At 64.2% G+C, this 23,232-nt stretch carries 23 protein-coding genes; 12 read left to right on the plus strand and 11 right to left on the minus strand.

Going from position 1 to position 23,232, the window contains the following annotated elements; translation table 11 throughout:
- Positions 1-53: 53 nt before the first annotated feature.
- Both M1D55_RS03985 and M1D55_RS03990 read left to right on the plus strand, forming a co-directional pair.
- Positions 54-1,736 (plus strand): hypothetical protein, encoded by a 1,683-nt coding sequence (locus M1D55_RS03985; RefSeq protein WP_456281181.1) that lies wholly within the window; start codon positions 54-56, stop codon positions 1,734-1,736.
- 41 nt (positions 1,737-1,777) lie between these two features.
- Positions 1,778-2,248, plus strand: a complete 471-nt coding sequence (locus tag M1D55_RS03990; protein WP_156526506.1) for a hypothetical protein — start codon at positions 1,778-1,780, stop codon at positions 2,246-2,248.
- Here the strand turns inward: M1D55_RS03990 and M1D55_RS03995 are convergent.
- Positions 2,157-2,795: a DUF4142 domain-containing protein gene (locus tag M1D55_RS03995; protein WP_456281182.1), complete on the minus strand. Its 639-nt coding sequence runs from the start codon at positions 2,793-2,795 to the stop codon at positions 2,157-2,159. The two genes, M1D55_RS03990 and M1D55_RS03995, sit on opposite strands and share 92 nt — an antisense overlap.
- Before the next feature lie 313 nt (positions 2,796-3,108).
- Here M1D55_RS03995 and M1D55_RS04000 point away from each other — a divergent pair, with 313 nt between their 5' ends.
- Positions 3,109-3,792, plus strand: a complete 684-nt coding sequence (locus M1D55_RS04000; RefSeq protein WP_023265109.1) for a GntR family transcriptional regulator — start codon at positions 3,109-3,111, stop codon at positions 3,790-3,792.
- A 65-nt stretch (positions 3,793-3,857) separates the two neighbouring features.
- Here M1D55_RS04000 and M1D55_RS04005 read toward each other — a convergent pair whose 3' ends face one another.
- Positions 3,858-4,850, minus strand: a complete 993-nt coding sequence (locus M1D55_RS04005; RefSeq protein WP_064575481.1) for a Bug family tripartite tricarboxylate transporter substrate binding protein — start codon at positions 4,848-4,850, stop codon at positions 3,858-3,860.
- A gap of 96 nt (positions 4,851-4,946) precedes the next feature.
- Positions 4,947-6,146, minus strand: coding sequence for a CaiB/BaiF CoA transferase family protein (locus M1D55_RS04010; protein WP_456281183.1), 1,200 nt, complete (start codon positions 6,144-6,146; stop codon positions 4,947-4,949).
- Between the two features lie 227 nt (positions 6,147-6,373).
- On the opposite strand from M1D55_RS04010, the gene M1D55_RS04015 reads away from it, so the two are divergent.
- From M1D55_RS04015 to M1D55_RS04025, 3 genes are read left to right on the plus strand one after another with little or no spacing between them, the layout of a single operon-like run.
- On the plus strand, positions 6,374-7,354 hold the full coding sequence (locus M1D55_RS04015; RefSeq protein ID WP_456281184.1) for a quinone oxidoreductase family protein: 981 nt from the start codon (positions 6,374-6,376) through the stop codon (positions 7,352-7,354).
- A gap of 50 nt (positions 7,355-7,404) precedes the next feature.
- Positions 7,405-8,145, plus strand: a complete 741-nt coding sequence (locus M1D55_RS04020; protein WP_456281185.1) for a glutathione S-transferase family protein — start codon at positions 7,405-7,407, stop codon at positions 8,143-8,145.
- 53 nt (positions 8,146-8,198) lie between these two features.
- The gene (locus tag M1D55_RS04025; protein ID WP_456281186.1) at positions 8,199-8,957 is read left to right on the plus strand and encodes an enoyl-CoA hydratase/isomerase family protein; all 759 of its coding nucleotides are present in this window, start codon (positions 8,199-8,201) and stop codon (positions 8,955-8,957) included.
- A 36-nt stretch (positions 8,958-8,993) separates the two neighbouring features.
- Here the strand turns inward: M1D55_RS04025 and M1D55_RS04030 are convergent, their stop codons facing one another.
- Positions 8,994-10,022 (minus strand): LysR family transcriptional regulator, encoded by a 1,029-nt coding sequence (locus tag M1D55_RS04030; RefSeq protein ID WP_456281187.1) that lies wholly within the window; start codon positions 10,020-10,022, stop codon positions 8,994-8,996.
- Between the two features lie 255 nt (positions 10,023-10,277).
- Here M1D55_RS04030 and M1D55_RS04035 point away from each other — a divergent pair, with 255 nt between their 5' ends.
- The 5 genes from M1D55_RS04035 (at position 10,278) to M1D55_RS04055 (ending at position 14,032) form a co-directional block, all read left to right on the plus strand.
- Positions 10,278-11,294 (plus strand): GlxA family transcriptional regulator, encoded by a 1,017-nt coding sequence (locus M1D55_RS04035; protein WP_053823806.1) that lies wholly within the window; start codon positions 10,278-10,280, stop codon positions 11,292-11,294.
- A gap of 164 nt (positions 11,295-11,458) precedes the next feature.
- The gene (locus M1D55_RS04040) at positions 11,459-12,211 is read left to right on the plus strand and encodes an SDR family oxidoreductase (protein ID WP_456281188.1); all 753 of its coding nucleotides are present in this window, start codon (positions 11,459-11,461) and stop codon (positions 12,209-12,211) included.
- Positions 12,212-12,224: 13 nt separating this feature from the next.
- Positions 12,225-12,725, plus strand: a complete 501-nt coding sequence (locus tag M1D55_RS04045) for an Ohr family peroxiredoxin (RefSeq protein ID WP_456281189.1) — start codon at positions 12,225-12,227, stop codon at positions 12,723-12,725.
- 29 nt (positions 12,726-12,754) lie between these two features.
- The gene (locus tag M1D55_RS04050; RefSeq protein ID WP_456281190.1) at positions 12,755-13,162 is read left to right on the plus strand and encodes a cupin domain-containing protein; all 408 of its coding nucleotides are present in this window, start codon (positions 12,755-12,757) and stop codon (positions 13,160-13,162) included.
- 72 nt (positions 13,163-13,234) lie between these two features.
- Positions 13,235-14,032: a phytanoyl-CoA dioxygenase family protein gene (locus tag M1D55_RS04055; RefSeq protein ID WP_456281191.1), complete on the plus strand. Its 798-nt coding sequence runs from the start codon at positions 13,235-13,237 to the stop codon at positions 14,030-14,032.
- A gap of 14 nt (positions 14,033-14,046) precedes the next feature.
- Here M1D55_RS04055 and M1D55_RS04060 read toward each other — a convergent pair whose 3' ends face one another.
- From M1D55_RS04060 to M1D55_RS04080, 5 genes are all read right to left on the minus strand, one after another.
- Positions 14,047-15,291: a methyl-accepting chemotaxis protein gene (locus tag M1D55_RS04060; RefSeq protein ID WP_456281192.1), complete on the minus strand. Its 1,245-nt coding sequence runs from the start codon at positions 15,289-15,291 to the stop codon at positions 14,047-14,049.
- Between the two features lie 171 nt (positions 15,292-15,462).
- Positions 15,463-16,629, minus strand: a complete 1,167-nt coding sequence (locus tag M1D55_RS04065) for a diguanylate cyclase (RefSeq protein WP_456281300.1) — start codon at positions 16,627-16,629, stop codon at positions 15,463-15,465.
- 129 nt (positions 16,630-16,758) lie between these two features.
- On the minus strand, positions 16,759-17,739 hold the full coding sequence (locus M1D55_RS04070) for a Bug family tripartite tricarboxylate transporter substrate binding protein (protein ID WP_456281193.1): 981 nt from the start codon (positions 17,737-17,739) through the stop codon (positions 16,759-16,761).
- A 100-nt stretch (positions 17,740-17,839) separates the two neighbouring features.
- Positions 17,840-18,598, minus strand: a complete 759-nt coding sequence (locus tag M1D55_RS04075; RefSeq protein ID WP_456281194.1) for an SDR family oxidoreductase — start codon at positions 18,596-18,598, stop codon at positions 17,840-17,842.
- Positions 18,599-18,728: 130 nt separating this feature from the next.
- Positions 18,729-19,682 carry a 2-hydroxyacid dehydrogenase gene (locus tag M1D55_RS04080; RefSeq protein WP_456281195.1) on the minus strand — a complete coding sequence of 318 codons (954 nt, stop codon included), beginning with the start codon at positions 19,680-19,682 and terminating at the stop codon, positions 18,729-18,731.
- Positions 19,683-19,801: 119 nt separating this feature from the next.
- Here M1D55_RS04080 and M1D55_RS04085 point away from each other — a divergent pair, with 119 nt between their 5' ends.
- Positions 19,802-20,953, plus strand: a complete 1,152-nt coding sequence (locus tag M1D55_RS04085) for a citrate/2-methylcitrate synthase (RefSeq protein WP_456281196.1) — start codon at positions 19,802-19,804, stop codon at positions 20,951-20,953.
- Positions 20,954-21,277: 324 nt separating this feature from the next.
- Here the strand turns inward: M1D55_RS04085 and M1D55_RS04090 are convergent, their stop codons facing one another.
- Both M1D55_RS04090 and M1D55_RS04095 read right to left on the minus strand, forming a co-directional pair.
- Positions 21,278-22,645: a reverse transcriptase domain-containing protein gene (locus tag M1D55_RS04090; protein WP_456281197.1), complete on the minus strand. Its 1,368-nt coding sequence runs from the start codon at positions 22,643-22,645 to the stop codon at positions 21,278-21,280.
- Positions 22,642-23,211, minus strand: a complete 570-nt coding sequence (locus tag M1D55_RS04095; RefSeq protein ID WP_456281198.1) for an SLATT domain-containing protein — start codon at positions 23,209-23,211, stop codon at positions 22,642-22,644. The genes M1D55_RS04090 and M1D55_RS04095 overlap by 4 nt, the downstream gene beginning before the upstream one ends.
- Positions 23,212-23,232: the final 21 nt, after the last annotated feature.

Raw genomic sequence — 23,232 nt, forward strand, 5'->3', positions numbered from 1 at the left:
CGCATCGCCGGATTCTCTACGCCCCTCGATCCATCACAAAAACCGAGACAGATATGACCGCGAACCTCACCACCAACGCCAACCGCAATCTCAGCCCCAGCCCGGATACCCGTTCGCCCGCCGCCGACGATCGCAGCGGACTGCCGCACTACGACCGTCCGCCGCTGAAGGACAGTCGCCGTCCGCGCTGCCCGCCGTTCGTCGAGATCACCGATGCCGACCAGCTGCTGCCGTATCTCGAGCATGTCGCGCGTCGTCCGTACAACCACGGGCTCAATGCCTGCTGGGACCTGAAGGAGGGCGAGCGCGTGCTGCTGCGCGTCGACAACTGGCACAGCGAGCTGACGATCCAGGCGTGCCAGCGCATCCTCGAGAAGTACAAGGTCAAGTACGAGATCCAGAAGGTCGATCGCGGTCCGATCCCGACCTGGGTCGGCGCCGACGAGGTCGACTACTACCTGTTCCGCACGCGCGAGCTGGCGCAGTGGATGGACATGTGGGAGGAGGAAGAGAAGAAGCAGCAGTACGACAAGATCCTGATGGGCTACGGCGGCCCGGTGCTGGCCGAGCGCTTCATCAAGATCCAGCGCATGCCGTTCATCACGCCGGAAATCCTCGCCTCACCGGCGCACGCGATGCCGATCGAGGTGATCAACGCGATCGACCGCTGGACCTGGGATCGGATCCGTACCGCGCGGCGAGCCCGCATTACGGACCCCGAAGGCACCGACATCAGCTTCACCAATCACGACGACTACTGGGACGCGCGGCGCGAGTTCTATCACCCCGACCTGACCGCGGCGACCTGGCGCGGCAACGAGCATTTCGGCAAGACCTATCTGCCGGGCCATATCACCGGGCGTCCGTGGATGTTCCATCCGTTCAAGGAGGACGGCTGCGGCGTGATCGCCGGCACCACCAACCATATCGCCCCGTGCGACTGGACCCAGCTCGTCGTCGAGAATTCGAAGATCACGCGCATCAACGCCGGCGGCGACTTCGGCGACAAGCTGCGCAACGTGATGGAGCAGACCAGGGATATCCAGTATCCGACCTTCCCGGACAAGGGCCTGATGTACTGGTGGGAGGCGTCGATCGGCACCAATCCGCATATCCATCGGCCGCGCAAGGACTTTCCGTCGGGCTTCGTCAATTGCCTGTACGAACGCGTGCGCTCCGGCGTCATCCATATGGGCTTCGGCACCATCATCTCGTCGATGGCCGAGCGCGAGGCCGCCAGGATGGGGCACCTGGTCGGCCATTGGCACCTGCACCTCTACTTCCCGACGTACACGACCGAACGGTCCGGCGACAACGAGAACATCATCGAGAACGGCCGGCTGCTGGCGCTCGACGATCCCGCGATCCGCAAGCTGTGCGCGAAGTACGGCGACCCCGACCTGTGGCTCGACGAGAGCTGGAACCCTGCCGTGCCCGGCATCAATATGCAGGGCGACTACTGGTCGCACTATGCGAAGGACCCGCTGCACTGGGTCAAGACGGAGCTGGAGGTCTGCCGCAACTACCACCCGATGTTCATGCGGATGGTCGATGCCGATGCGAAGTACTGCGAAGGCGAGGGCGCGCGCTGGTGGAAGGGCGGATGCTGCAACCACAGCGGCGTGCAGGCGCCGGTGCTGCCGGGCAACTGCTGCGGCACGGAGGGCTTGGCGGTACAGGATGCTGCGCCGGCTCAGGCCGGCCACTGCTGCCATGGCGGGGCGGCATCGGATTGAGGGCTCGCCTGTCCCTCGCCATTGCCATCGCGGCCGGCGCGATGGCTGCCGATCTCGCGCTCGATGGCCAGTGGCACGGCGCCACGCTCTACCTGCAGCGCTGCGCCACCTCGGGGCCGTGGATCGACCCGACCGTCTTCGGGCAATGGACGGCCGACCATCTGCGCGCCTTTCCGGTCAGCAGCGCCGCAATGATGCTCGGTTGCGGACTGCCGCGTGCGTCGACACGCGACGGGACGATCGGCGTGGCGCTGCGGATCGCCGCGATGGTCGTGGCGATGCCGGCGCTGTGCGCGCTGGGTTTGCAGGCCGCCGCCGCGATGCCGCCGAATTTGCAGGTAGCGGCCTATCTGGCGACGATGTGGCTGCCGATGCTGGCCATCGACGGCGGCCTGCCCGCGTTACCGGCCGGACGAGGGCTTACTTGTCGTTACCGACCTTCTTGTTCAAGTCGCGCGCCATTTGCAGATGCTGCTCCAGATCCGGCACGTGTTTGGCGGCAAAGGCCTTGATGTCGGGATCCTTCGCGTTCTTGGCTGCTTCCTGGAACAGCTTGACCGTCTTTTCATGCGCGGCGACGCCGATCCGGCTGGCGTACATCTTGTCGAAGCGCTCGCCGTCCAGGGCGCTGAGTCCCTTGAGCTCGGTGCGCTGCACGACCGACGGTTCGGTCGGCGGCGTATAGCCCTTGCTCGAGGCCAGCTTGGTCAGCTCCTCGTTGACCGTGGTGTGGTCCTTGACCATGCGGGCCGCGAAGGTTTTGACGTCGGCGCTGGAGGCCTTCTGTTCGGCCAGCTTGCTGCCTTCGACCTCGGCCAGGCCGCCTTGTGCTGCGTTCTCGAGGAAGCTGCGGTCGGCGCGCACAAGCTTGCTGGTATCGCGGGCGGTGCCCCGCGTGCCGCTCTCATCCGTTGCGGTCGTGGCGGGCATATTGCCGGGCGCCGTGTTCTTCGGCGCGGTGCTGGTGCCCTGCGCCATCACCGCCGAGGACAGCAGCAGGGAGCAGGCGGCGGTACCGAGGACGCTGAGTGCTTTGGTGCGAATGATACGAATGGGCATGGCATGTTCTCCCTTGATCGTGGATGGGTATGCCTCGTTCAGCAATATCCACGCCCAGCTCGGTCCCGCGCGCCGCCAGGCGGTGCAACGAGGCCCGCGAACGCAGGGCGCCCGCGACGACGGCCTTCGCGAGCGTGCCCGCCGGCGAAAAAATTGCATGCGGCGGTAAAAACGCTCGAACCGTGGAATCCGCTGTGTACGGAGCGGCTGTCTTCCGCTCCGTACACACAACGCGTCGCAGTGCATGCAAAAAAGCCGTTTTCGAGGGGCGCCGTAGTAGAATTGGCCCCACTCAAACCGATGTCCCTGCCGCATGCCCGAAGAGCGAACGAGTCTGGCGGAAACGATCCGCGCCACCATCGAACAGGAGATCCTCTCCGGCAAGCTGGCCAGCGGCGCCCAACTCGACGAGCAGCAATTGCTGTCGCGTTTCTCGGTATCGCGTACGCCGGTGCGGGAGGCATTGATCCGGCTGGCGTCGGCGGGGCTGGTGGACCTGGTGCCGCGCCGCGGCGCGATCGTATCGGCGATCACGCTGCGCGAATACGTCGCGATGAGCGAGATCCTGGTCCAGCTCGAGGCATTGGCGGCCCAGCTGGCGGCGCGGCGCATCACCGAATCCGAACGGGAGGCACTGCGCGAGGCCTACGCGGCTTGCCAGCAGGCCGCGGCGCAGGCCAGCGCGGACCGCTATCGCGAGGCCAACGACGGGTTCCACGCGGTCATCTACGATGCCTGCCGCAACGAGATCCTCAGCGCGCAGATCCGCACGATGCGCGCCCGCATGCGCGGCATGCGCGACTACCGCTTCGAGAAGCCCGCGCGCATTCGCGCCTCGCTCGAAGAGCACGGCGCGGTAATGGAAGCGATCCTGCGCGGCGATGAAGAGGCGGCGGCGCGCGCGATGGTCGAGCATATCTCGACCGGCGGCAACGTCTACGCGGACATGATCGCGTCGATGCCGGACGAGGCGGTCGGCGCCAAGGCGCCGCGCTGAAGGAGGGCGCGCCTGGATGCGCGCCGCGATTCAGTCGACCATTCAATCGACCATTCAGTCGACGTTCAGTCGATCTTCACACCGGCCTGCACCGTGCGTTGCAGCGCGACCTTGCCATCCTGCTGTGCCCATTGCTTGAACTCCGCCGGCGAGCGCGACGGCGCGGGCTCGCTGCCGTTGTCGACAAGACGCGTGCGAATCGCCGGGTCGGCCAGCACCTTGGTAGCGGCCGCATAGAGCTTGTCTGTCACGTCCTTGGGCAGTCCCGCCGGTCCGAACAGCCCGAACCAGAAGGTGTAGTCGAAGCCCGGCAATCCCAACTCCGCAATGGTCGGCAGGCCCGGCGCCACCGCGGAACGCTGCGGCGTGGTGACGCCGATCATCTTGACCACACCCTGCGTGCCGAGCGGCAGCACCGACGACGCCGTGCCGAAGGAAAACTCCACTTCGCCCGCGGCCACCGCCTGCAAGGCCGGCGCGCCGCCCTTGTACGGCACGTGCGTCATGTCGACGCCGATCGCATTCGCGAACGACAGCCCCGCGACATGCGGTGAGCCGCCGATGCCTGACGACGCATAGTTGAACTTGCCCGGATTCGCCTTGGCCTTGGCGGCCAGCGTCTTGACATCGGCGATGCCGAGGTCCTTGTTGACGGCCAGGATCAGCGGCGAGATGGTCAGCCGGGTAATCGGCGTGAAGCTGTCGGGCTTGTACTTGACCTTGTACAGGTGCTGGTCCATGCCATAGATCGTCGCGGTAGCGAGCCCGAGGGTATAGCCGTCCGCCGGCGCCTGCGCCAGCCATGCCGATGCGAGCGTGCTGCCGGCGCCGGGCTTGTTCTCGACGACGACCGGTTGCCCCAGCTCCTTGGACATCGCCTCGCCGACGACGCGTGCAACGAAGTCGGCCGCGCCGGCCGGCGTGTAACCAATCACCAGCCGGATCGGCTTGTTCGGATAGCCGTCGGCCATCGCGTGGCCGGATGCGGCAGTGCCGATCAGCCCCACGGCCGCCAGGGCCGCGAAGGACGTGACAGTCCGGGTGGAATGGCTGTGCATCGGTGTCTCCTTGTCGTGTTGTATGGGTCGATCGGGCTCTGCGGCCCCACATCGTTCGTCAGGGCGATCGTCAGGCCTATTCGTCAGGCCTATTCGTCAGGCGATCGCGCCCTTGTCGCGCCACTGCGCGATCAGCTCCGGCGCAAAGCCCAACTCGCCGAGCAGCTCGTCGGTCTGCTCGCCCGGGTCCGGCGCAGCGCGCGCAAAGCGCTCCGGGTGGGGCGCGGCGGACAGATTGATCGGGGAGCGCAGCAGGTCCAGTTCGCCGAGCACCGGATGACGCACGGACCGCGTCATGCCGAGATGGCGTACCTGCGGGTCCTCGAACGCCTGGCCGATATCGAGGACGGGGCCGCAAGGCACGCCGGCCGGATTGAGCCGCGCCATCAGTTCCGCGCAGGTAAAACGCGAGGTGTAGGCCTCGATCGCTTCGTCGAGCCGCGTCCGGTTGCGGGCACGCGATCGCGCGTCGCGATAGTCGGCGTGGTCGAGCAGATCGTGCGCCTGCAGCACCTGGCAGAAGTTGGTCCACATCCGCTGCGTGCTGGCCGCGATATTGACGAGCCCGTCGCTGGCGCGATAGGTGCCCATCGGCACCAGCGTCGGATGCGCGTTGCCTTGCTGCGTCGGCACTTCGCCGTCGACGGTGTAGCGCGCCGCCTGGAAATCGAGCTTGTTCAGCATCGATTCGATCAGCGAGGTGTGGACCCATTGGCCTCGCCCGGTCCGTTCGCGGTGGAACAGCGCCAGCAGAATCCCCTGGCCCAGGAACATGCCTGCCGTCGTATCGGAGATCGCGATGCCGACACGGACCGGCCCGCGCCCGGGCTCGCCGGTCACCGAGCTCAGGCCGCACATGCCCTGGACGATCTGGTCGACCCCGGGCCGTTCGCTGTATGGGCCGTCCTGGCCGAAGCCCGAGATGCTGGCCAGGATCACGCGCGGATTGCGCGCGCTCAGCGCCTCGTACGTCAGCCCGAGCCTGGCCTTGACCACCGAACGGAAGTTCTCGACCACCACGTCGGTGCTCTCGAGCAGTCGCGCCAGGATCTGCGCCCCTTCCGGCGTCTTCAGGTCCACGCACATGCTGCGCTTGTTGCGGTGAAGGTTCTGCTCGTCCGAGCCGCGGCGCTGGCCGGTCACCGAACCGTGGTCCTTCGGCGGCGGGGGCTCGAGGCGAATGACATTGGCGCCCCAGTCGGACAGCAGCCGGACCGCGGCCGGGCCGGCGCGGGCGACCGTCAGGTCGAGGACGTTGATGCCGTGCAGAGGCAGTTGGGAATCGGATGGGGGCATGGTTGGGGGAGGCGGTGATTGAGCGGAGACTGGGTGCAAGCGAGTATACGCACACAAATCATCTGTATACGAATAGGGGGTTATATGGATGCGGATGCAAGAATGGTGTCCTAGACTTTGCGCTGGACAGGGCTCCGGGCAGGCCGGGGATCGCGCGTTTCGACAACGACCCGATAGCCAAATGTGCCTTGTAGGCTATGGCCGCGCTTCCACTATCAAGGAAACGTATGCAGACATTGGCAATACAAATACAGAAGAAGGGCGGCCCGGACGCGCTGGAATTCATCGAGGTCGCGGTGCCACCGCCGGGCGAGGGCGAAGTCCAGATCCGGCAGAGCGCGATCGGCGTGAATTTCGCGGACATCTATCAACGGCGCGGCAGCCATGGTCCCCATCAGCCGACGTCGTTCCCCGTCATCCTCGGTTCGCAGGGGGCGGGGCGGATCGAGGCGTTGGGGCCGGGCGTTGAGGGGCTGGAGGTTGGCCAATCGGTCGGGTGTTTTCAGCCGGGGGCGTATCAGGTGGTGCGCAACGTCCCCGCGGCGCGCGTGGTGCCGTTGCCGCCGCAGATCCCCGAAGACGTGGCGGGCGCCACGCTGCTGCGTGGCCTGACCGCGGAATATCTGCTGCGCCGGATTTCACCGGTTCAACCGGGTGATGCGGTACTGGTGCATGCGGCCGCCGGCGGCATGGGCGTGATCCTGTGCCAATGGGCGAGGGCGCTGGGTGCAACCGTGATCGGCACGGTCGGCTCGGAGGCCAAGCGCGAAATTGCGCTGGCCCATGGCTGTCATCACGTCATCGACTACCGTCGGGAAGATTTCGTCGCGCGCACGCTGGAGCTGACCGATGGCCGCGGCGTCGCGGTGGTCTATGACGCGGTCGGCAAGGACGTGTTTGTGCCGTCGCTGTCGTGCCTGCGGCCGCTCGGCATGGCGATCAACTACGGCACCGCATCGGGCGACGTCGAGGCGTTCGACCTGCAATTGCTGCATGCGAAGTCGCTGATGGTCTGTCGTCCCACGCTGCGCACCTTCATCGCCGATGCCGCCTCGTTACGCAACGGCATGGCGGCGTTGACCGAAGCGGTTGCCGCCGGCCATGTCCGGCTTGAAGTGGGGCAGCGCTTTCCCTTTGCCGATGCGCGCGAGGCCCACCGGCGGCTCGAGGCCCGGCAGACCAGCGGCGCCGTGGTGCTGATTCCTTAGACCCAACGATCAATCGAACCGGCATCGCCGGTGGTGCCAGGAGAATCGGCATGAAGCTCTATCACAGCTGGCTGTCCAGCGCGTCGCGGCGGGTGCGCCTGTGCCTTGCGGAGAAAGGCATCGGCTACGACAGCGTGCCGGTCGACATGCGCCGGCAGGAGCATCATTCCGCGGCTTACCTGGCCGTGAACCCCAACGGCGTGGTGCCGGGGCTGGTGCTGGACGACGGCAGGGCGCTGCACGAAAGCAGCACCATCTGCGAATACCTCGACGACACGCAGCCGGAGCCGCCGCTGCGGCCGGACGATCCCTACCGGCGCGCCGTGATGCGCAATTTCATTCGCTGGACCGACGAGCGCGCGCTGCCGAACCTGCTGATTCTGAACTGGAGCCTGGTGTTCCAGGCGCAGGCGTCGCAATGGACCGATGCCGAGCTGGCCGAACGGCTGGCCCGCGTGCCGACCGCGCAGCGGCGCGAGGCGTGGCGGCGCGTCGCACGACAGCCCTATACCGACGACGAGAAGCGCGCCGCGCTGGACCAGCTGAAGGCCATCGTGCCGAAGATGGAGGCGATGCTGGCGGATGGCGGTCCTTGGTTGCTTGGCGATCGCTACACGCTGGCCGATATCGCCGCCGTGCCGTTCGTCGCGCGGCTCGCCGAACTCGATGTCAATGCGCTGTCAGCGGATTCCGCTCCCGCCGTGGCCGACTGGTGGCAGCGGGTGCAGGCCCGTCCCGCCTTTGCCCAGGCGCGGATCGACCGCTTCGACGCCGCGCTGGCAAGCGCATAGGCGCAATTCCTTCCCCTTGATTCGACTATTCCCTCTCATTGCAAGGTCAGCCCATGTCAGACACCGGATCGCTCCCCATCCTCCAGATCGAAGACCGCATCGCCACCATCACGCTTAGCCGGCCGGACGTCGCCAACCGGCTGGGCCCGGACGACCTGGCCGCGCTGCGCCAGCATGTCGACACGGTGAACGAGGCCGACGTGCTGGTGCTGCGCATCCGCGGCAGCGGCAAGTATTTCTGCAGCGGTTTCGATATCGGCAAGCTGGCCGCAGGGCAGCGCGGCGCCGGGTTCGAGCCGCTGGTCAATGCGCTGGAGGACTGCCGCCCCGTGACGATTGCCGAGATTCACGGCGGCGTCTATGGCGGCGGCACCGATCTCGCGCTCGCCTGCGACTTCCGGATCGGCACGCTTGCCACCGAGATGTTCATGCCGGCCGCCCGGCTGGGCCTGCATTTCTACCAGCGGGGCATGGAGCGCTATGTCACCCGGCTGGGACTGAACGCCGCCAAGCATCTGTTCCTGACCGCCGAGAAGATCGATGCCGAGGCGATGTTCCGATGCGGCTTCCTGACCGAGCTGGTGCCGGCCGCCGCGCTGCGCGCGCGCGTCGAGCAGCTGTCTTCCACCATCGCTTCGCTGGCGCCGATCTCGGTGTACGGCATGAAGAAGCATTTGAACGCGATCGCGCGCGGCGTGCTGGACGTCGAGGCGTTGACCGCCGACATGCAGCGCTCGGTGCAATCGGAGGACATCAAGGAGGGCGCGCTGGCGTGGAAGGAGAAACGCGTGCCGCGCTTTGTCGGACGATAGGGACTAGTGAAGCGCGCTGGGCCGAAAGACTGGGTTTCAAGCCGCCAATTCCTGTCCCAACGTTTCGTCGTTGAATTCGGTCAGGCAATTGAGATCCAGCGCGCGGATCTGCTCGGTCATGAAGTCGATAAAGACGCGGATGCGGGTTGGCAGGTGCTGCCGGCTGAGGTAGCAGATGTAGTGGCCGCGATCGTCCGGCGCATGCCGGCCCAGCGCGACGACCAATTCCTTGTTCGCGAGGTGGCCGCAGATCTGGTATCCGGCCATCTGCGCGATGCCCCAGCCCTGCAGCACCGCATCGAGCACCAGGTCGGCGTCGTTGAAGGTCAGCCGTGCCGTCGGCATGAGCTTGCGCACATTGCCGTCGACCTTGAACTCCCATTCGAATATCCGCCCGCTGGCAAAGCGGAAATTGATGCAGTCGTGCTCCGATAATTGTTCGAGCGTGTGCGGCAATCCGCGCGCGGCCGCATAGGCGGGCGATGCGCACAATGCCATCTGCATCGGAATCAGTCGTTTGGCGATGATGCTCGAGTCCTCGATGCGGCCATTGCGAAATGCCACGTCGATCTGCTCGGAGGCGAAATCCGTGGGTTTGTCGTCGAGCAGCAGATCGATCGCGATATCCGGATAGGCCTTCATGAAGCGCTCCAGCAACGGGGCGACGATCTTGCGGCCGAATCCCACCGTCGAACTGATGCGGATCAGGCCGCGCGGCGGGCCCTCCCGTAGCTCCAGCATGTCGTTCATCGCTTCGACGATATGCGTGACGCCCTGATGGCAGTTTTCGAAGAATCGCTGACCTTCGCGGGTCAGCTGCGTGGTACGGGTCGTACGAAGAAACAGCCGCGTGCTGAGCTGGGTCTCCAGCTTCTGCACGTTGCGGCTGACGGCCGAGCGGCCGATGCCCAGGCGCTCGCCGGCCTTGGCAAAGCTGCCCTCGCTGGCCACCGCCATGAAGGCCATGATGCCGGCATAGCTGGCCGCGAAGCTGGTGGACAGTGCGTCCGCGCGATTGGGCAGGCTGAGGCGAAAGGCGCGTTCCGCTGTTTCCGATTGGTTCATTTCAGCACTCCCTCAATGCATGGCCGCGCAGAGATATGGCGTGCCTGGATGCTAATCAGGCGTCGCTGTACCGTAAATGACAGCGTTCCCTGAATTTCTGCCAGGCTGCCATCCCGTCTCCAGGCGAATAGCGATGCGCGCTCGCGATTGGTGCAGGAATGGAAACGGCGTCGCTTTGCCGCATTGCCACATTGATGCGATCTTGCACGCGATCATCGGCGGGACATAACATCCGGTGTCTCCTTCCCGGTTGCCATGGAATTGAATTCTTCTCTCCCCGTCTCCGCGACCATCGAACCAACGCCGCGCAACGTCGTGTTCGTGCTGTATCCCGATGTCAGCCTGCTCGATTTCGCCGGTCCTCAGACCGTGTTCTGGGCCGCATCGCAGTACGCGCGCGAGCGCGGCATGACGGAATATCGCTGCCATGTCGCCAGCGAGTTCGGCGGTGCCGTGCCGGCGGTCGAGGGCACGGCGATGCAGACGGTGGCGCTCGACAGCCTGGACCCGCGCACCGTCGATACGGTGATCGTGCCGGGCTCGCCGAAGATCCTGCAGGTGGCGAAAGAATCCGGCTCGCTGATCGCATGGCTGCGCACGGTGTCCGGCAAGGTTCGGCGGACGGCCTCGGTCTGCAGCGGGGCATTCCTGCTGGCACACGCCGGCCTGCTCGATGGCAAGCGCGCCACCACGCATTGGGCGATGCTGGCCCGGTTCCACGAGATGTTCCCCATGGTCGATCTGGACGCCGATGCGATCTTCGTCCAGCAGCAGAACCTGTGGACGTCCGCGGGCGTTACCACCGGCATCGATCTGGCGCTGGCCATGGTCGAGGCCGATTGCGGCCACGAGGTCGCTCTCAGTGTCGCCAAGGAACTCGCGGTCTACATGAAGCGCCCAGGCGCGCAGCCGCAGCTCAGCGAAATGCTGATCGCGCAGAGCCGGCAGGTGCCGGTCTTCGAGACGCTGCATTTGTGGATCGCCCAGAATCTGTCGCGAGAAGACCTGTCGGTCGAACAACTGGCCGATCGCGTCGGCATGAGCCCGCGTAACTTCGCGCGGGTCTACAAGGAAAAGACCGGCCGCACGCCGGCCAAGGGCGTCGAGCACTTCCGCATGGAAGCGGCGCGCGGCATGCTGCAGGACATCGACAAGCCGGTCGACCAGATTGCGCGCGAATGCGGTTTTGGCAGCGAGGAACGCATGCGGGTCGCTTTCCACCGGCACTTCGGGCTCTCGCCCAGCGAATACCGGTTGAAGGTCAATCGCTGATCCGCGCATTGCTTTCGAGCGGTCTGCCTGCTCCGGTCTGCCCGCTCCGATTGGTGCCGATCGGGAAACACCGTGGTTTCGGCATCGGTCTGGTGCGCGCGATGCACGACCCCTAGCATGAGCGTGAAGTTGTTCCACTTCCACTCACAGCAGGGAGAAGCATCATGAAGATCGTTGTCATTGGCGGCACGGGCCTGATCGGCAAGAAAGTCGTGGCGAGGCTATCGAGCGAGGGGCATCAGGTACTCGCCGCGGCGCCGCAAACCGGCGTCAACGCCTTGACCGGCGAAGGGCTCGCGCAGGCGCTGGCCGGCGCGCAGGTGGTGGTGGACGTCGCCAATTCGCCATCGTTCGAGGACGCCGCGGTACTGCATTTCTTCGAGACATCGGGGCGCAACCTGGCTGCCGCCGAGAAGGAAGCGGGCGTCGCACACCACGTTGCGTTGTCGGTGGTCGGCACCGACAGGCTTCCGCAGAACGGTTACTTCCGCGCCAAGCTCGCGCAGGAGACCCTGATCCGCGAGTCCGGCGTGCCCTATACGATCGTCCGCTCGACGCAGTTCCTGGAGTTTCTCGGCGGCATCGCGCAAGCGGCGGCGCAGGGCGACACGATCCGGTTGTCGCCCGCGCTGATCCAGCCGATTTCGTCGGAAGACGTCGCGCAGGCCGTGGCCGATTGCGCGCTGGCCGCGCCCGCGAACGGCATCGTCGAGATCGCCGGCCCGGAACCGTTCAAGATGAGCGACATCGTGCAGCGCTATCTGCAGGCGATCGGAGATTCGCGCACGGTCAAGGTCGATCCCGCTGCTCGCTATTTCGGCGCCGAATTGCAGACGGGTTCGCTGGTGCCGGAGGGACAGGCCCATCTGGGGCGCATCAGCTTCGAGGAATGGATGCGCCAATCGCAGGTCAAGTAGGCGCGGAGGCCCTATGACAACCAAGGGGCTGAAGCCGCCGCCGCTGACGCTGCTCGATCGCTATCGCGGCAGTGACTTTGCCGCGCTGTACACGACGACCGTCACGGTGTCGGGAGGCGAGGCGGGGCATGGCCGCGCATCGGGCGTCGCGCGATCGGACGATGGCAACCTGCATCTCGACCTGCGCTTGCCGGCGGCACTCGGCGGCCCGGGCGGCGGCACCAATCCCGAACAGCTTTTCGCGGCAGGCTTCGCGGCCTGCTTCCACGGCGCCTTGAGCCTGCTGGCCCAGCGCGAGCAGATCGACATTGCGGCCGCGACCGTCGCGGTCAAGGTGTCGTTCGGCCGCGATCCCACCGACGGCGGCTATGCGCTGATTGCCGACATCCATATCCGGATGCCCGGTGTCGACAAGCCGGTCGCCGAAGAACTGGTCCGCCATACCGAACGGCTTTGTCCCTACGCAAAGATCGCCCGCGAGGGTATGCATACCGTCATTACGGTGTCGGTTTGAGGAACTGTCCAAGAATCCGGAGTGAAACCATGAAACCAGTCACTGCCTTTGCGGCAACGCTGCTGCTCTCGTCGCTGATGGTGGGACAGCCCGCCGCCGCGGCCGGGGAAGGCGTCTCGGTCAAGCCGCTGCTGACGCAGCCGTTGCCCGAATACCCCGGCAAGGAAGTCGAGATGATCGTCGTCGATTACGCGCCCGGCGGCGCCGACCCCGTGCATCGCCACGACGCCCACGGCTTCGTCTATGTGCTCGAGGGCAGCATCGTGATGGGCGTCAAGGGCGGCAAGGAGGTCACGCTGAAGGCGGGCGAGACCTTCCACGAAGGGCCGAACGATATCCACACGGTGGGGCGCAACGCCAGCAAGACGCAACCGGCGAAGTTCGTCGTGTTCCTGCTTAAGAAGCAGGGCGCGCCGATTCTGACGCCGGTGAAGTAGGGCGCTTCTCGTAGGACCTGGCCATGCCGGGTCTTACAATCGTGCTTCTCGAACTACGGTAAAGGGAAGGCGATGCAGGGCGACGGCCGAGCAGGCGCAGCACTGAGCCAGGTGCAGATCCGCAATTTTATCGATCAGGGCTTTATCCGGATCGACGGTGCCTTTCCCCGTGCGGTGGCGGAGGAGGCAAGGGCAATCCTGTGGCGGGACACGGGCTGCGATCCTACCGATCCTTCGAGTTGGACCAAGCCCGTGATCCGCCTCGGCATGTATTCCCAGCCGCCGTTTATCGAGGCCGCAAACACGCCCGTGTTGCGCCAGGCGTTCGATCAGCTGATCGGCGCCGGGCGCTGGCTGCCTTGCAACGCGATGGGCACCTTCCCCGTTCGCTTTCCCTCGCCGGAGGATCCCGGCGATGCCGGCTGGCACGTCGACGTCAGTTTCGGCTGGGACAATCCCGACTTCATGGAGTGGCGCGCCAATGTCGGTTCGAAGGGGAGGGCGCTGCTGATGCTGTTCCTGTTCTCGGACGTCAGCGAGCACGACGCGCCAACCCGCATTCGAATCGGCTCGCATCTGGATGTCGCGAGGATGCTCGCGCCTGCCGGAGACGCCGGACTGACATTGCGCGAAATCGTCGGCCGGTTGCCTGAGACGGAAGGGCGTCCAGAGGTCCTGGTCGCCGGCGCCGCAGGAACGGTGTACCTGTGCCACCCGTTCCTGGTGCATTCCGCCCAGCCCCATCGCGGCACGACGCCGCGCTTCATGGCGCAGCCGCCGTTGCTGCCGCGGGAGCCGCTACAGCTGGAGCGGGAAGATGGCGCCTACTCGCCTGTGGAATTGGCGATCCGGCACGGGCTGAGCGGATAGGGCTACGTCGTCGGTTATCGCGCCGCGGCCAATTGAAGCGACGGCTCCCGCGACGCCGACATCGGGGCAGGGCCGGCCTCCAGCCGGAATCGCGCCACCACGCTTTGCAGCTCGCGGGCCTCGTCGGCCAGCGCGTTCGACGCCGCGGCGGCCTGTTCGACCAGCGCGGCATTCTGCTGCGTCACTGTATCCATCTGCGTGACCGCCTCGGCCACCTGAGCAATACCGCTGCTTTGATGCTCGGACGCGGTACCGATTTCGCCCAGCAGCGTCGTCACGTGCCGAACGGCCCCGACGATTTCCTGCATTGTCTGACCGGCCTTGCCGACCAGCGTCGAGCCGCTGCCGACCTGCTGCACCGAGTCGTCGATCAGGTCCTTGATCTCGCGCGCCGCCGCCGCACTGCGCTGGGCCAGCGTGCGCACTTCACCGGCCACCACCGCGAACCCGCGGCCTTGTTCGCCGGCGCGTGCCGCTTCCACGGCGGCGTTCAGCGCCAGGATATTGGTCTGGAAGGCGATGCCCTGGATCACGTCGACGATATCGGCCACCTTCTTGGAGCTGGTGTCGATCGCCTGCATCGTGTCGACCACGGCTGTCATCACCTCACCGCCGCGCTCGGCGATGCCCGATGCCGACTGCGCGAAGCGGTTGGCTTCGCGGGCGCGCTCGGTGTTTTGCTGCACCATCGCAGTCAGCTCGCTCATGCTGGACGCCGTTTCTTCGAGCGTCGCCGCCTGCTGTTCGGTGCGCTGCGACAGATCGGTATTGCCGGCCGCGATCCGGTGCGAGGCCTCGGTAATCGAATCGGTGGACGTCTTGATCCGCGTAATGAGGTCGGTCAGCATGTCCTCCATCCGGCCGAGCCCGCCGAGCAGGGGGCCGAAGGGACCGCTGCGCTCGGTCTCGAATTCCTGGCTGAGGTCGCCGGCGGCGACCGTCTCGGCGATCAGCTCGGCCTCGGCCAGCGGCTGCTGGATGCCCCTGGACAGCGCGTGGACGCTTGCCACCGCCAGCAGCAGGGCGGCGATGCCCAGGCCGGCCATCCATTCGGTGGTGGTGGTGATTTGTTGTTCCAGCTGAGTCACGGCGGCTGGGCCCTTGGCCGCGGTAACGGCCCCGGCCTCGGCCGAATGCGCTGCCTCGCCGATGGCCCGCAACTGCGTGACGCCCATGCCCAGCGCGATTGCCAGTACCAGCAACACCGCGCCGAAGCACGCGGTCAGCCTCGCCCGGATGGACCAGTTTCCGATATGCATTTCTCCCTCCGCTCCCCTGTTGTTGTGGATTGGCGCCCCGCGTCAGGGCGAGTTGGCGGCCGGACTGCAATGGTCCGTTTTTTACCCCCAACGCGGATTGACGGCAGGGAAGAGGGAAACTTTAGGGGGAAAGATCTAAGGAAAAACCTTAGAGGAAAAGAGGGCGCCGTTTCAGGCCTCGATCGCGTCGGCTTCCGCCATTTCGACCCGGTTGCCGCCCATGGACTTGGCCCGATACAAGGCGCGGTCCGCGGCCGCAAGGCGATCGACCAGCGCGGGCGCCTCGTCGTGGAACTGCGCGCCGCCAACGCTGACCGTGGTCCGAATCGCCGCGCTGCCGCTGCGGCCCGGGATAGCCTCGGCAAAACGCCGGACGACGGTCTCTGCCAGCGCCTTGGCGCGCCCTGCGTCGGCGCCATACAGCAGCGCGGCGAATTCCTCCCCACCGATGCGCGCCAGAACCGCATCCGGCCCTAGCACGCCCTGCGCAATCTCGGCGAAGGACTTCAGCACCCGGTCGCCCGTCTCGTGCCCGTGTCGGTCGTTGATGGCCTTGAAATGATCCAGGTCGAAAGCCAGGACGGACACCGGCCCCTCCTTGCAGCGATCGACGATCCGCGCGCCGTGTTCAAAGAACCATCGGCGATTGCCAAGCCCGGTCAAATAGTCGGTCTGCGATTGCCGCAACAGCTGCCCGTGCGATTCGTCGCGGATCAATTTCAGCAGCGCCATCGGCAAGATGACTGAATACAGCACGCCCTCGTAGATCGTGATCTTGCTGGCAATCGACTGCACCGATGGGCCGTACGCAGCCACCAACCAGGGCAGCAAGAAACTTCTGGCCGCGTAAACCGCGGCATGGATGCCGGCCACGATCACGACGATGCGCCGCGAGTGCAATGCCTTCATCGCCTCGCATCGCCACATCTCCCAAGCCGTCAAGGCGCTGATGATCGCGATTGGCACAGAACTGACGTGGCTCCATACGAACTCGCGATATTGCGGGCCCCATCCGACCCACACCAGCGCCATCACGATCAACAGCCCGATCGAGCCGGCCCGGTATTCCCGGCCGTTCAACGATGCGACGCCGCGCAGCACCAGAAGATAGCCGGTCAGCACAAGCAGGTTGCTGACAGCCGAACCGATGGCCCCGGGCAGATCGCGGCGGAACAACACCGCCGCGCAGCCGATTGCCAGCGTCGCGAACCCCGCCGCCAGCATTCGCAATTCCCTGCTGCGCTCGGGGCTGGCCCGACGCTCCCAGAAGATCATGCCCGCACTGACAAGGAGCGTTCCGATGGCAAGGTGGTAAAGGGTAAGGAGATCGACGTGCATGCCAAATGTAAAGACATTGCGCCGATACATGGCGGCGGCCGCCAATTCTACGTGGGAAAGGCATTCGTCGATGACCAAACGTGGGCTGCGGGAAAGCCTCGATTGATCGATTGATTTGCTTGACGAGCGCTATTCCTGCTGAATGCCGGCCTGCTTGACCACCTTCCCCCATTTGGCCAGATCGGAATGGATCAGCGCCGCGTATTCCTGCGGCGTGCCGCCCTGGATCTCGATGCCCGCCGCTTCGAGCTTGGCGCGCACCTCGGGCAGCTTCAAGGCCGCATTGATCTCGGTATTGAGCTTGGCGACGATCTCCTTGGGCGTACCCGCGGGCGCCAGGAAGCCGCCATTGGTATTGGCGTCATAGCCCTTCAGTCCTTGCTCTTCCGCGGTCGGGACATTGGGCAGCGCCTTGGAACGGTTCCGGGTCGAAACGGCCAGCGCGCGGACATTGCCGGCTTTCACCTGTTCCTGGATCGCGCTGATGGTGTCGATGAACAGCACCGTGCGTCCGGCCACCAGGTCCGGATGGGCGGCGGACGAGCCCTTGTACGGAATCAGCAGCATGTTGGCGCCGCTGACCATGCGGAACATTTCCGCGGCCATCTCCTGGGCGCTGCCGCGTCCGGAAGTCGCGACCTTGGCCTCGCCCGGATTGGCCTTCATCCAATTGACCAGTTCGGGCACTGATTTGGCGGGAATTTTCGGATTGACCGCGAACACCAGCGGAATCACGTGGGTATAGACGATCGGCTCGAAGCTCTTCTCCGGATCCCAGCCCAGATTCTTGAACAGGTATTTATTGATGTTGTGGCTGCCGCCCACGATGCCGATCGTGTAGCCGTCCGGCCTGGCATTGGCCAGCACGGCGGTGCCCAGATTGTTCGATGCGCCCGGACGGTTCTCGACGATAAAGGGCTGCCCAAGCTTCACCGCCAGCTTTTCTCCGACGACGCGGGCGATCAGATCGATGCCGCCTCCGGCCGGTGCGGGCACGATGATGGTGACTGGGCGGGTGGGGTAGTTCTGTGTTTGTGCCGACGATAGGCTGGCTCCCAGGATCAAGGCGGCTGGGACAGCAACGGTTGCGATCAGTTTGGTCAATGGCATGGGTGTCTCCTCTGTTTCCGGTCAACTGTGGTGTCAACTCTGGTGCTGCGCCCTTCGGACGCCGGGCAAGGGGGGGGGCGCCGGGGCGCGTCAAGCGATATCAGCCGCGTCCGACGAAGGGCATCGCACTGGCCATCACGGTCATGGTCAGCACGTTCGCATCGAGCGGCAGCGATGCCATATGTCGGACGGCATTGGCGACGTGGCCGGCGTCCATCATCGGTTCCGGCGCGGTCGTGCCGTTTGCCTGCAGCACGCCGCGCGTCATCCGCTCCGACAGCTCGGTCAGCGCGTTGCCGATGTCGATCTGGCCGGCCACGATGTTGAACGCGCGGCCATCCAATGCGAGTGCCTTGGTCAGGCCCGTGACGGCGTGCTTGCTCGCGGTATAGGGCGCCGTGTAGGGGCGCGGCGTGTGCGCCGAGATGGAGCCGTTATTGATGATCCGTCCGCCCTGCGGCGATTGGCGGCGCATCAGGCCGAAGGCAGCGCGGGCGCGAAGGAAGACGCCGGTGGTGTTGGTATTGATGACGTTGAACCAGGCGTCCAGCGGCAGCTCGTCCATCGGCACGGCGGGGGCATTGACTCCGGCGTTGTTGAACAGCAGGTCCAGCCGGCCGAATTCCTGTTCGATGGTGTCGAACAACGCCTGCACGCTGGCGGGATCGGTGACGTCGGTCGGCACGGCCACCGCGCGCTGGCCACGCGCGGCCGCCTGGGCGGCCAACGCTTGCAGCGGTTCGGCCCGGCGGCCGGCCAGCACGACGGTCCAGCCGTCCTCCAGCAAGGCGATAGCGCTGAGGCGGCCAACGCCGCTGCCGGCGCCGGTGACGAGGGCGATTTTTCGGGAAGGGTTCAAGGGCGGGTCTCCTTAATGGGGCGTTAGGCTGGAAGGCTTCTGCGCGCACAGGCGCCCGGGCGTTCGTGCATTCGCGTGCTCGTGCACTCGTGCGCTCGTGCGGTGGGGCGTGAAACGGATAGTCCTGCGCTCAGGTGGTCAGACTCATCGTCGGACGGCCGCCAGCCAGCGCCTGCGCCACGCTTTCGAGCACCATCTGCGCCATCGTGGTACGGGTTTCCCAGGTCGCGCTGGCGCGATGAGCCTGTAGCGTCGTGCGATCGGACTCGCGCAAGGCCAGCGGCACGCGCGGCTCGTCGACGAACACGTCCAGGCCCGCGCCCGCGATACGGCCGGCCGCCACGACTTCGGCCAGGTGGGCCTCATTGACCAACCGGCCGCGCGCCACGTTGACGAGATAGCCGCGCGGGCCAAGCGCGTCGAGCACCGCGGCATCGACGATGCCCTCCGCCTTGTCCGCCGCTGCGCAAAGCACCAGCGCATCGCTGCGGCGCGCCAGTTCGCGCAGGTCGGCCACGAACTCGTGGGGCACGTCATCCATGCGACGCAGGTCGGTGTAGCGGATCGGGCAGCCAAACGCCGCCGCCCGTGTCGCCACCGCCCGGCCGACACGCCCCATGCCGACGATGCCGACATTCATGCCGCTGAAGCGGCGGGCAAGCGGAATCGCGCTCGGCTGCGGATACAGCTCCCACTGGCCATCGCGCACGAAACGGTCCCCTGCGCAGATATTGCGGCAGGCCGCGATCAGCAAACCGATCGCGAGGTCGGCCACATCTTCGGTCAGCGCGCCGAGCGTGGCGGTGACCGGCAGATTGCGGCCACGACAATATTCAAGATCCACCGCATCGGTGCCCACGCCATTGATGGCCACCACCTTCAGCGCAGGCAACTGTTCCAGCATCGCCCGCGAAATCCCCGTATGTCCTCCGGTAATGACGGCCTGGATAGAAGGCCCGTGCTCGCGCAACCACGCCGCCTGATCGGCGATCTCGAAGTACTTGTGAACGCGGTACAGCGAGGCGAGCTTGTCGTTGATCGCGGGAATCAGGATCGGATTCAGTTGCAGGATTTGCGGCTTCATGTGCGTCAGCGTTTGGTGTTTGAGCGTGGCGTTGAACGTTGACGGCATAGTAGGTAGTACTTGATCGTCATGGCAATATTGATCTATAAAATCAATATATAAACATTGACGACACCCCCATGAGCTCCTGGATATCGATGGACGAGGCCTGCCGAAAGCTCGGCGTGCGGCCGCAGACGATCTATGCGTATGTCAGCCGCGGCAAGCTGGAGGTGATGACCGACCCGGCCGACACGCGCCGCAGCCTGTACCGCGCAGAGGACGTGGCGAGCCTCGCCAAACGCAAACAGGCGGGCCGAAAGCACGAAACCCTCGCCACCAATACGCTGTTCGGCGCGGAACCGAGCATCCCGACCGCGCTTTCCACCTTCGTACGCGAGCGGCTGTACTACCGAGGGCAGGACGCCATATCCCTGGCCGGCTCGGCCACCCTCGAGGACGTGGCGCAATTACTGTGGGACGCGCAACAACCGGTGGACTTTTCACGCTCGACCCGAGTCGCCAAGCCCGGACGCGTTGCGGCATTCAAGACCCTCGCTACGCTGGCCGCCACGGGCCACTCCACGCATGGACGCATGACGAGGGTCCTGCATGTGGAATGCCAAAGCCTGGTCGGCCAACTCGCCAACGCGTTCGGCGCGCAACCGGGCCAACAGCCGTTGCACCTTCGCTTTGCGCAAGGGTGGAAACAGCCGGCGCACGTGGCCGACCTTCTGCGGACGGCCATGGTTCTTCTGGTTGACCACGAAGTGACGAGCTCCGCCTTTGCCGCCCGTATCACGGCATCGACCGGCGCATCCCTGCCGGCGTGCCTGCTCGGAGGACTGGCGACACTCTCCGGCCCGTTGCATGGCGATGCCTCTGGCCGCGTCAAGGCGCTATTCGATGAAGTGGAGCGGCAGGGCGAGGAACAGGTGATTGCGCATCATCTGTCTACGGGATTGCCTTTGCCCGGTTTCGGGCACCACCTGTATCCCGATGGCGATCCGCGGGCGGCAGCGTTGTTGGCGATGTTCGAGCCGCCGGAAGCGATAGCGCGCTTTATCGAGAAGGCGACAAGGCTAACGGGGTTGCAGCCCAATATCGACGTCGCGTTGGCGGCTATGGTCATTCATTACGGGCTGCCGGATGATGCCGCGTTTGCGATGTTCGCTACGGCGCGCAGCATCGGACTGCTGGCGCACAGCTTGGAGCAATTGGGAGTGGGGCAGGTGATACGGCCGCGGGGGCGGTATGTTGGGGTGGCCACGGGGAGGGTGGGGGAGAGGTGAAGTTCGCCAGAGGCGAGCCTAGACGGCTGCCTGTGTATCAAAGAGGGGCTGCTCTGCGGCCCATGACCTCCCGCTTAAGGTGCTCACGTTCAATGCGCGACTATGCCACGCGTGGCGGGTGCCAGCTATACCTCGCCGAAGCATACGCGGATTCTTCTGCGGATGGCGAGTTGCCGAAATAGATTGCTGCGTCTGCTTTCCAGTGCTTCGGACGGCCCCCTTAATGCGAGTCAAGCGGACTATGGCGGCCCACTTTCCCACATGTCGGTGATTCGCTTACTGCCATGGGGCGAACCATGTCTAAAACACAACGACCATCATAGCTTAGGAAAGGTCGGCCAGATCCTGTTCCAGTTCGCGCACTGCTTTTGAAATGTGCATTTTGAAAAGTTCATCGACACGCGTGTCGGAGAGTCTGGAAATGTCTCGATTCGAGAGCAAGGCAAGAACGCGCCGTTTTTCGGCGGTCGGCATAGAGTCGAAGTTCGGTATATAGCGATGCTGTTCCTTCACAGATCTTTGGCTCTCATAGAATGTCTTCAGCGCACGTTTGACCTTGATCCTTGAGGTCAATGAGAAGCGCTCCATGAGCTGCTGCACCGTCTTGTCGACGGCGCGAAGTTGCGACGTGTCGGTAATTTGAGAAAAATAAAATACCCAGCCTAGTCGCTTGTTCTCGAAGATGCAGCCTGTCATCCGGAGATTCAAACGCCATTCGCATAAATCTAGTGCGCGCTTTGCTTCCGGAGCGGATTTTGCAGTGACAATCTTATGCCGATAAGCAGTACAGATCCCCGCCAACGAGGACTCGAACTTATGAACACTCTGTTTGCGGATACCTAGGCGCAAATTTTTACAGCAGTATCCCAAAAAATCGAATTCTTCGATTAGGTTCCCGCATCGCGTCTTGGAGCCGTCGACTCCGGGTGGATGAGGTTGCAGCCCGATTTTTTCCAGCTCGTTGCAGACCTTCTTCAGTAGAATGCAAGCTTGACCGGGCGCGCACAAGATCAAGATGTCGTCGATATAGCGTTCATAGAGGACGTTAGGCATTGCCGCCATCCATTTATCGAATCCAAGAAGGAGGATTTCCGCAAGAATGTTTGAAATGGCCAGGCCTTGCGGTACACCGCTGCTATTCGATCTCGCTCCTTTGCCGCCTTTTTTCTCGGAAACTGTTGGTGTGGAAATCGCCTTTTCGATCAACGATAGGATTTGCTGCTTGCGAATGCGTGAACGCAGAGCCAGGCGCAATTTGTCATGAGGGATGCTGGGATAAAATCTATGTAGATCAATCTTGACGAATTCGGAGTAGACGCCGGATTGTAAGGCCCCCGAGAGACGATCGATTTTGGTTTGAGGAATTTCTGGAACGGCATCAGGAAAAACCTTTGCCAACATCTCGGCCAGTGCGCGGAGCGTAACTCGATCACGTACCGTGGGGATCGACAATACTCGCGGCGGACTCTCTGCTCCCTTTGAGATTAACTTCTGCTTGTAAGCCGTAAATTTGTAAGTACCAGAAATCACTCTTTTTCTAATCAGGCTTAGCTCTTGTTTCAGATTTTTTTGAAACAAATATGGTGTAATTCTATCGATGCCTATGGTGCCAGAATCCCGAATTTTATTGTCAAAAACAGTAGTCAAATTTGACGCACGAAATGCGTCCACGAAATGCTTGGCGGCCGTCATTTTGTTAGAATCGTCGGAATAGTAAACGTGCTGAGAGTTACTGCGACGGGCAGTGCGTACAAGCTGAGCAAGATTACTGTTCGCGCTGCCATGTATCCCCATGCGCGTGCACAGTCTGCGAGGGAGGGGTGACGCGACGTCAGCCTCCCCGTTTCAAACACGCGGGCGCACACGTCGTCTAGAGTGGTGTGATTCTCGACTTGATCGAGTAATACACCATACTGGTTTTCAATTTCTTGAAGACTGAGGACGGGGGGATTTTGCTGGGCCCGTCGATAGAGTGACTGCAGTGCAAGATAATTTCGTTGCATTTCCATGGCCCGCCCTCTGAAGTCGCGGCCCGTCACCATGAGGGAGACGACTAAGAGAGCGATGGAAAATACGGCAGCCAGGATGTCCGTTTGCGAGCCCAGAATCTGGGGGAAGCGAATTGCGACGACCGCCAGCACTGCGCCGCAGAACGCATACCAGACCAAAAGTGCCTGGCTGTGGAAATCATTCTTTGCCAGTCGAACCTGGGCTCTAATCCTTGCCTTGTAAGTGAACCAGATGTTGTCGAGCGTCATACCCCTGGACTCGCATCGATA

The organism is Cupriavidus sp. JZ107 (genome assembly GCF_053903255.1).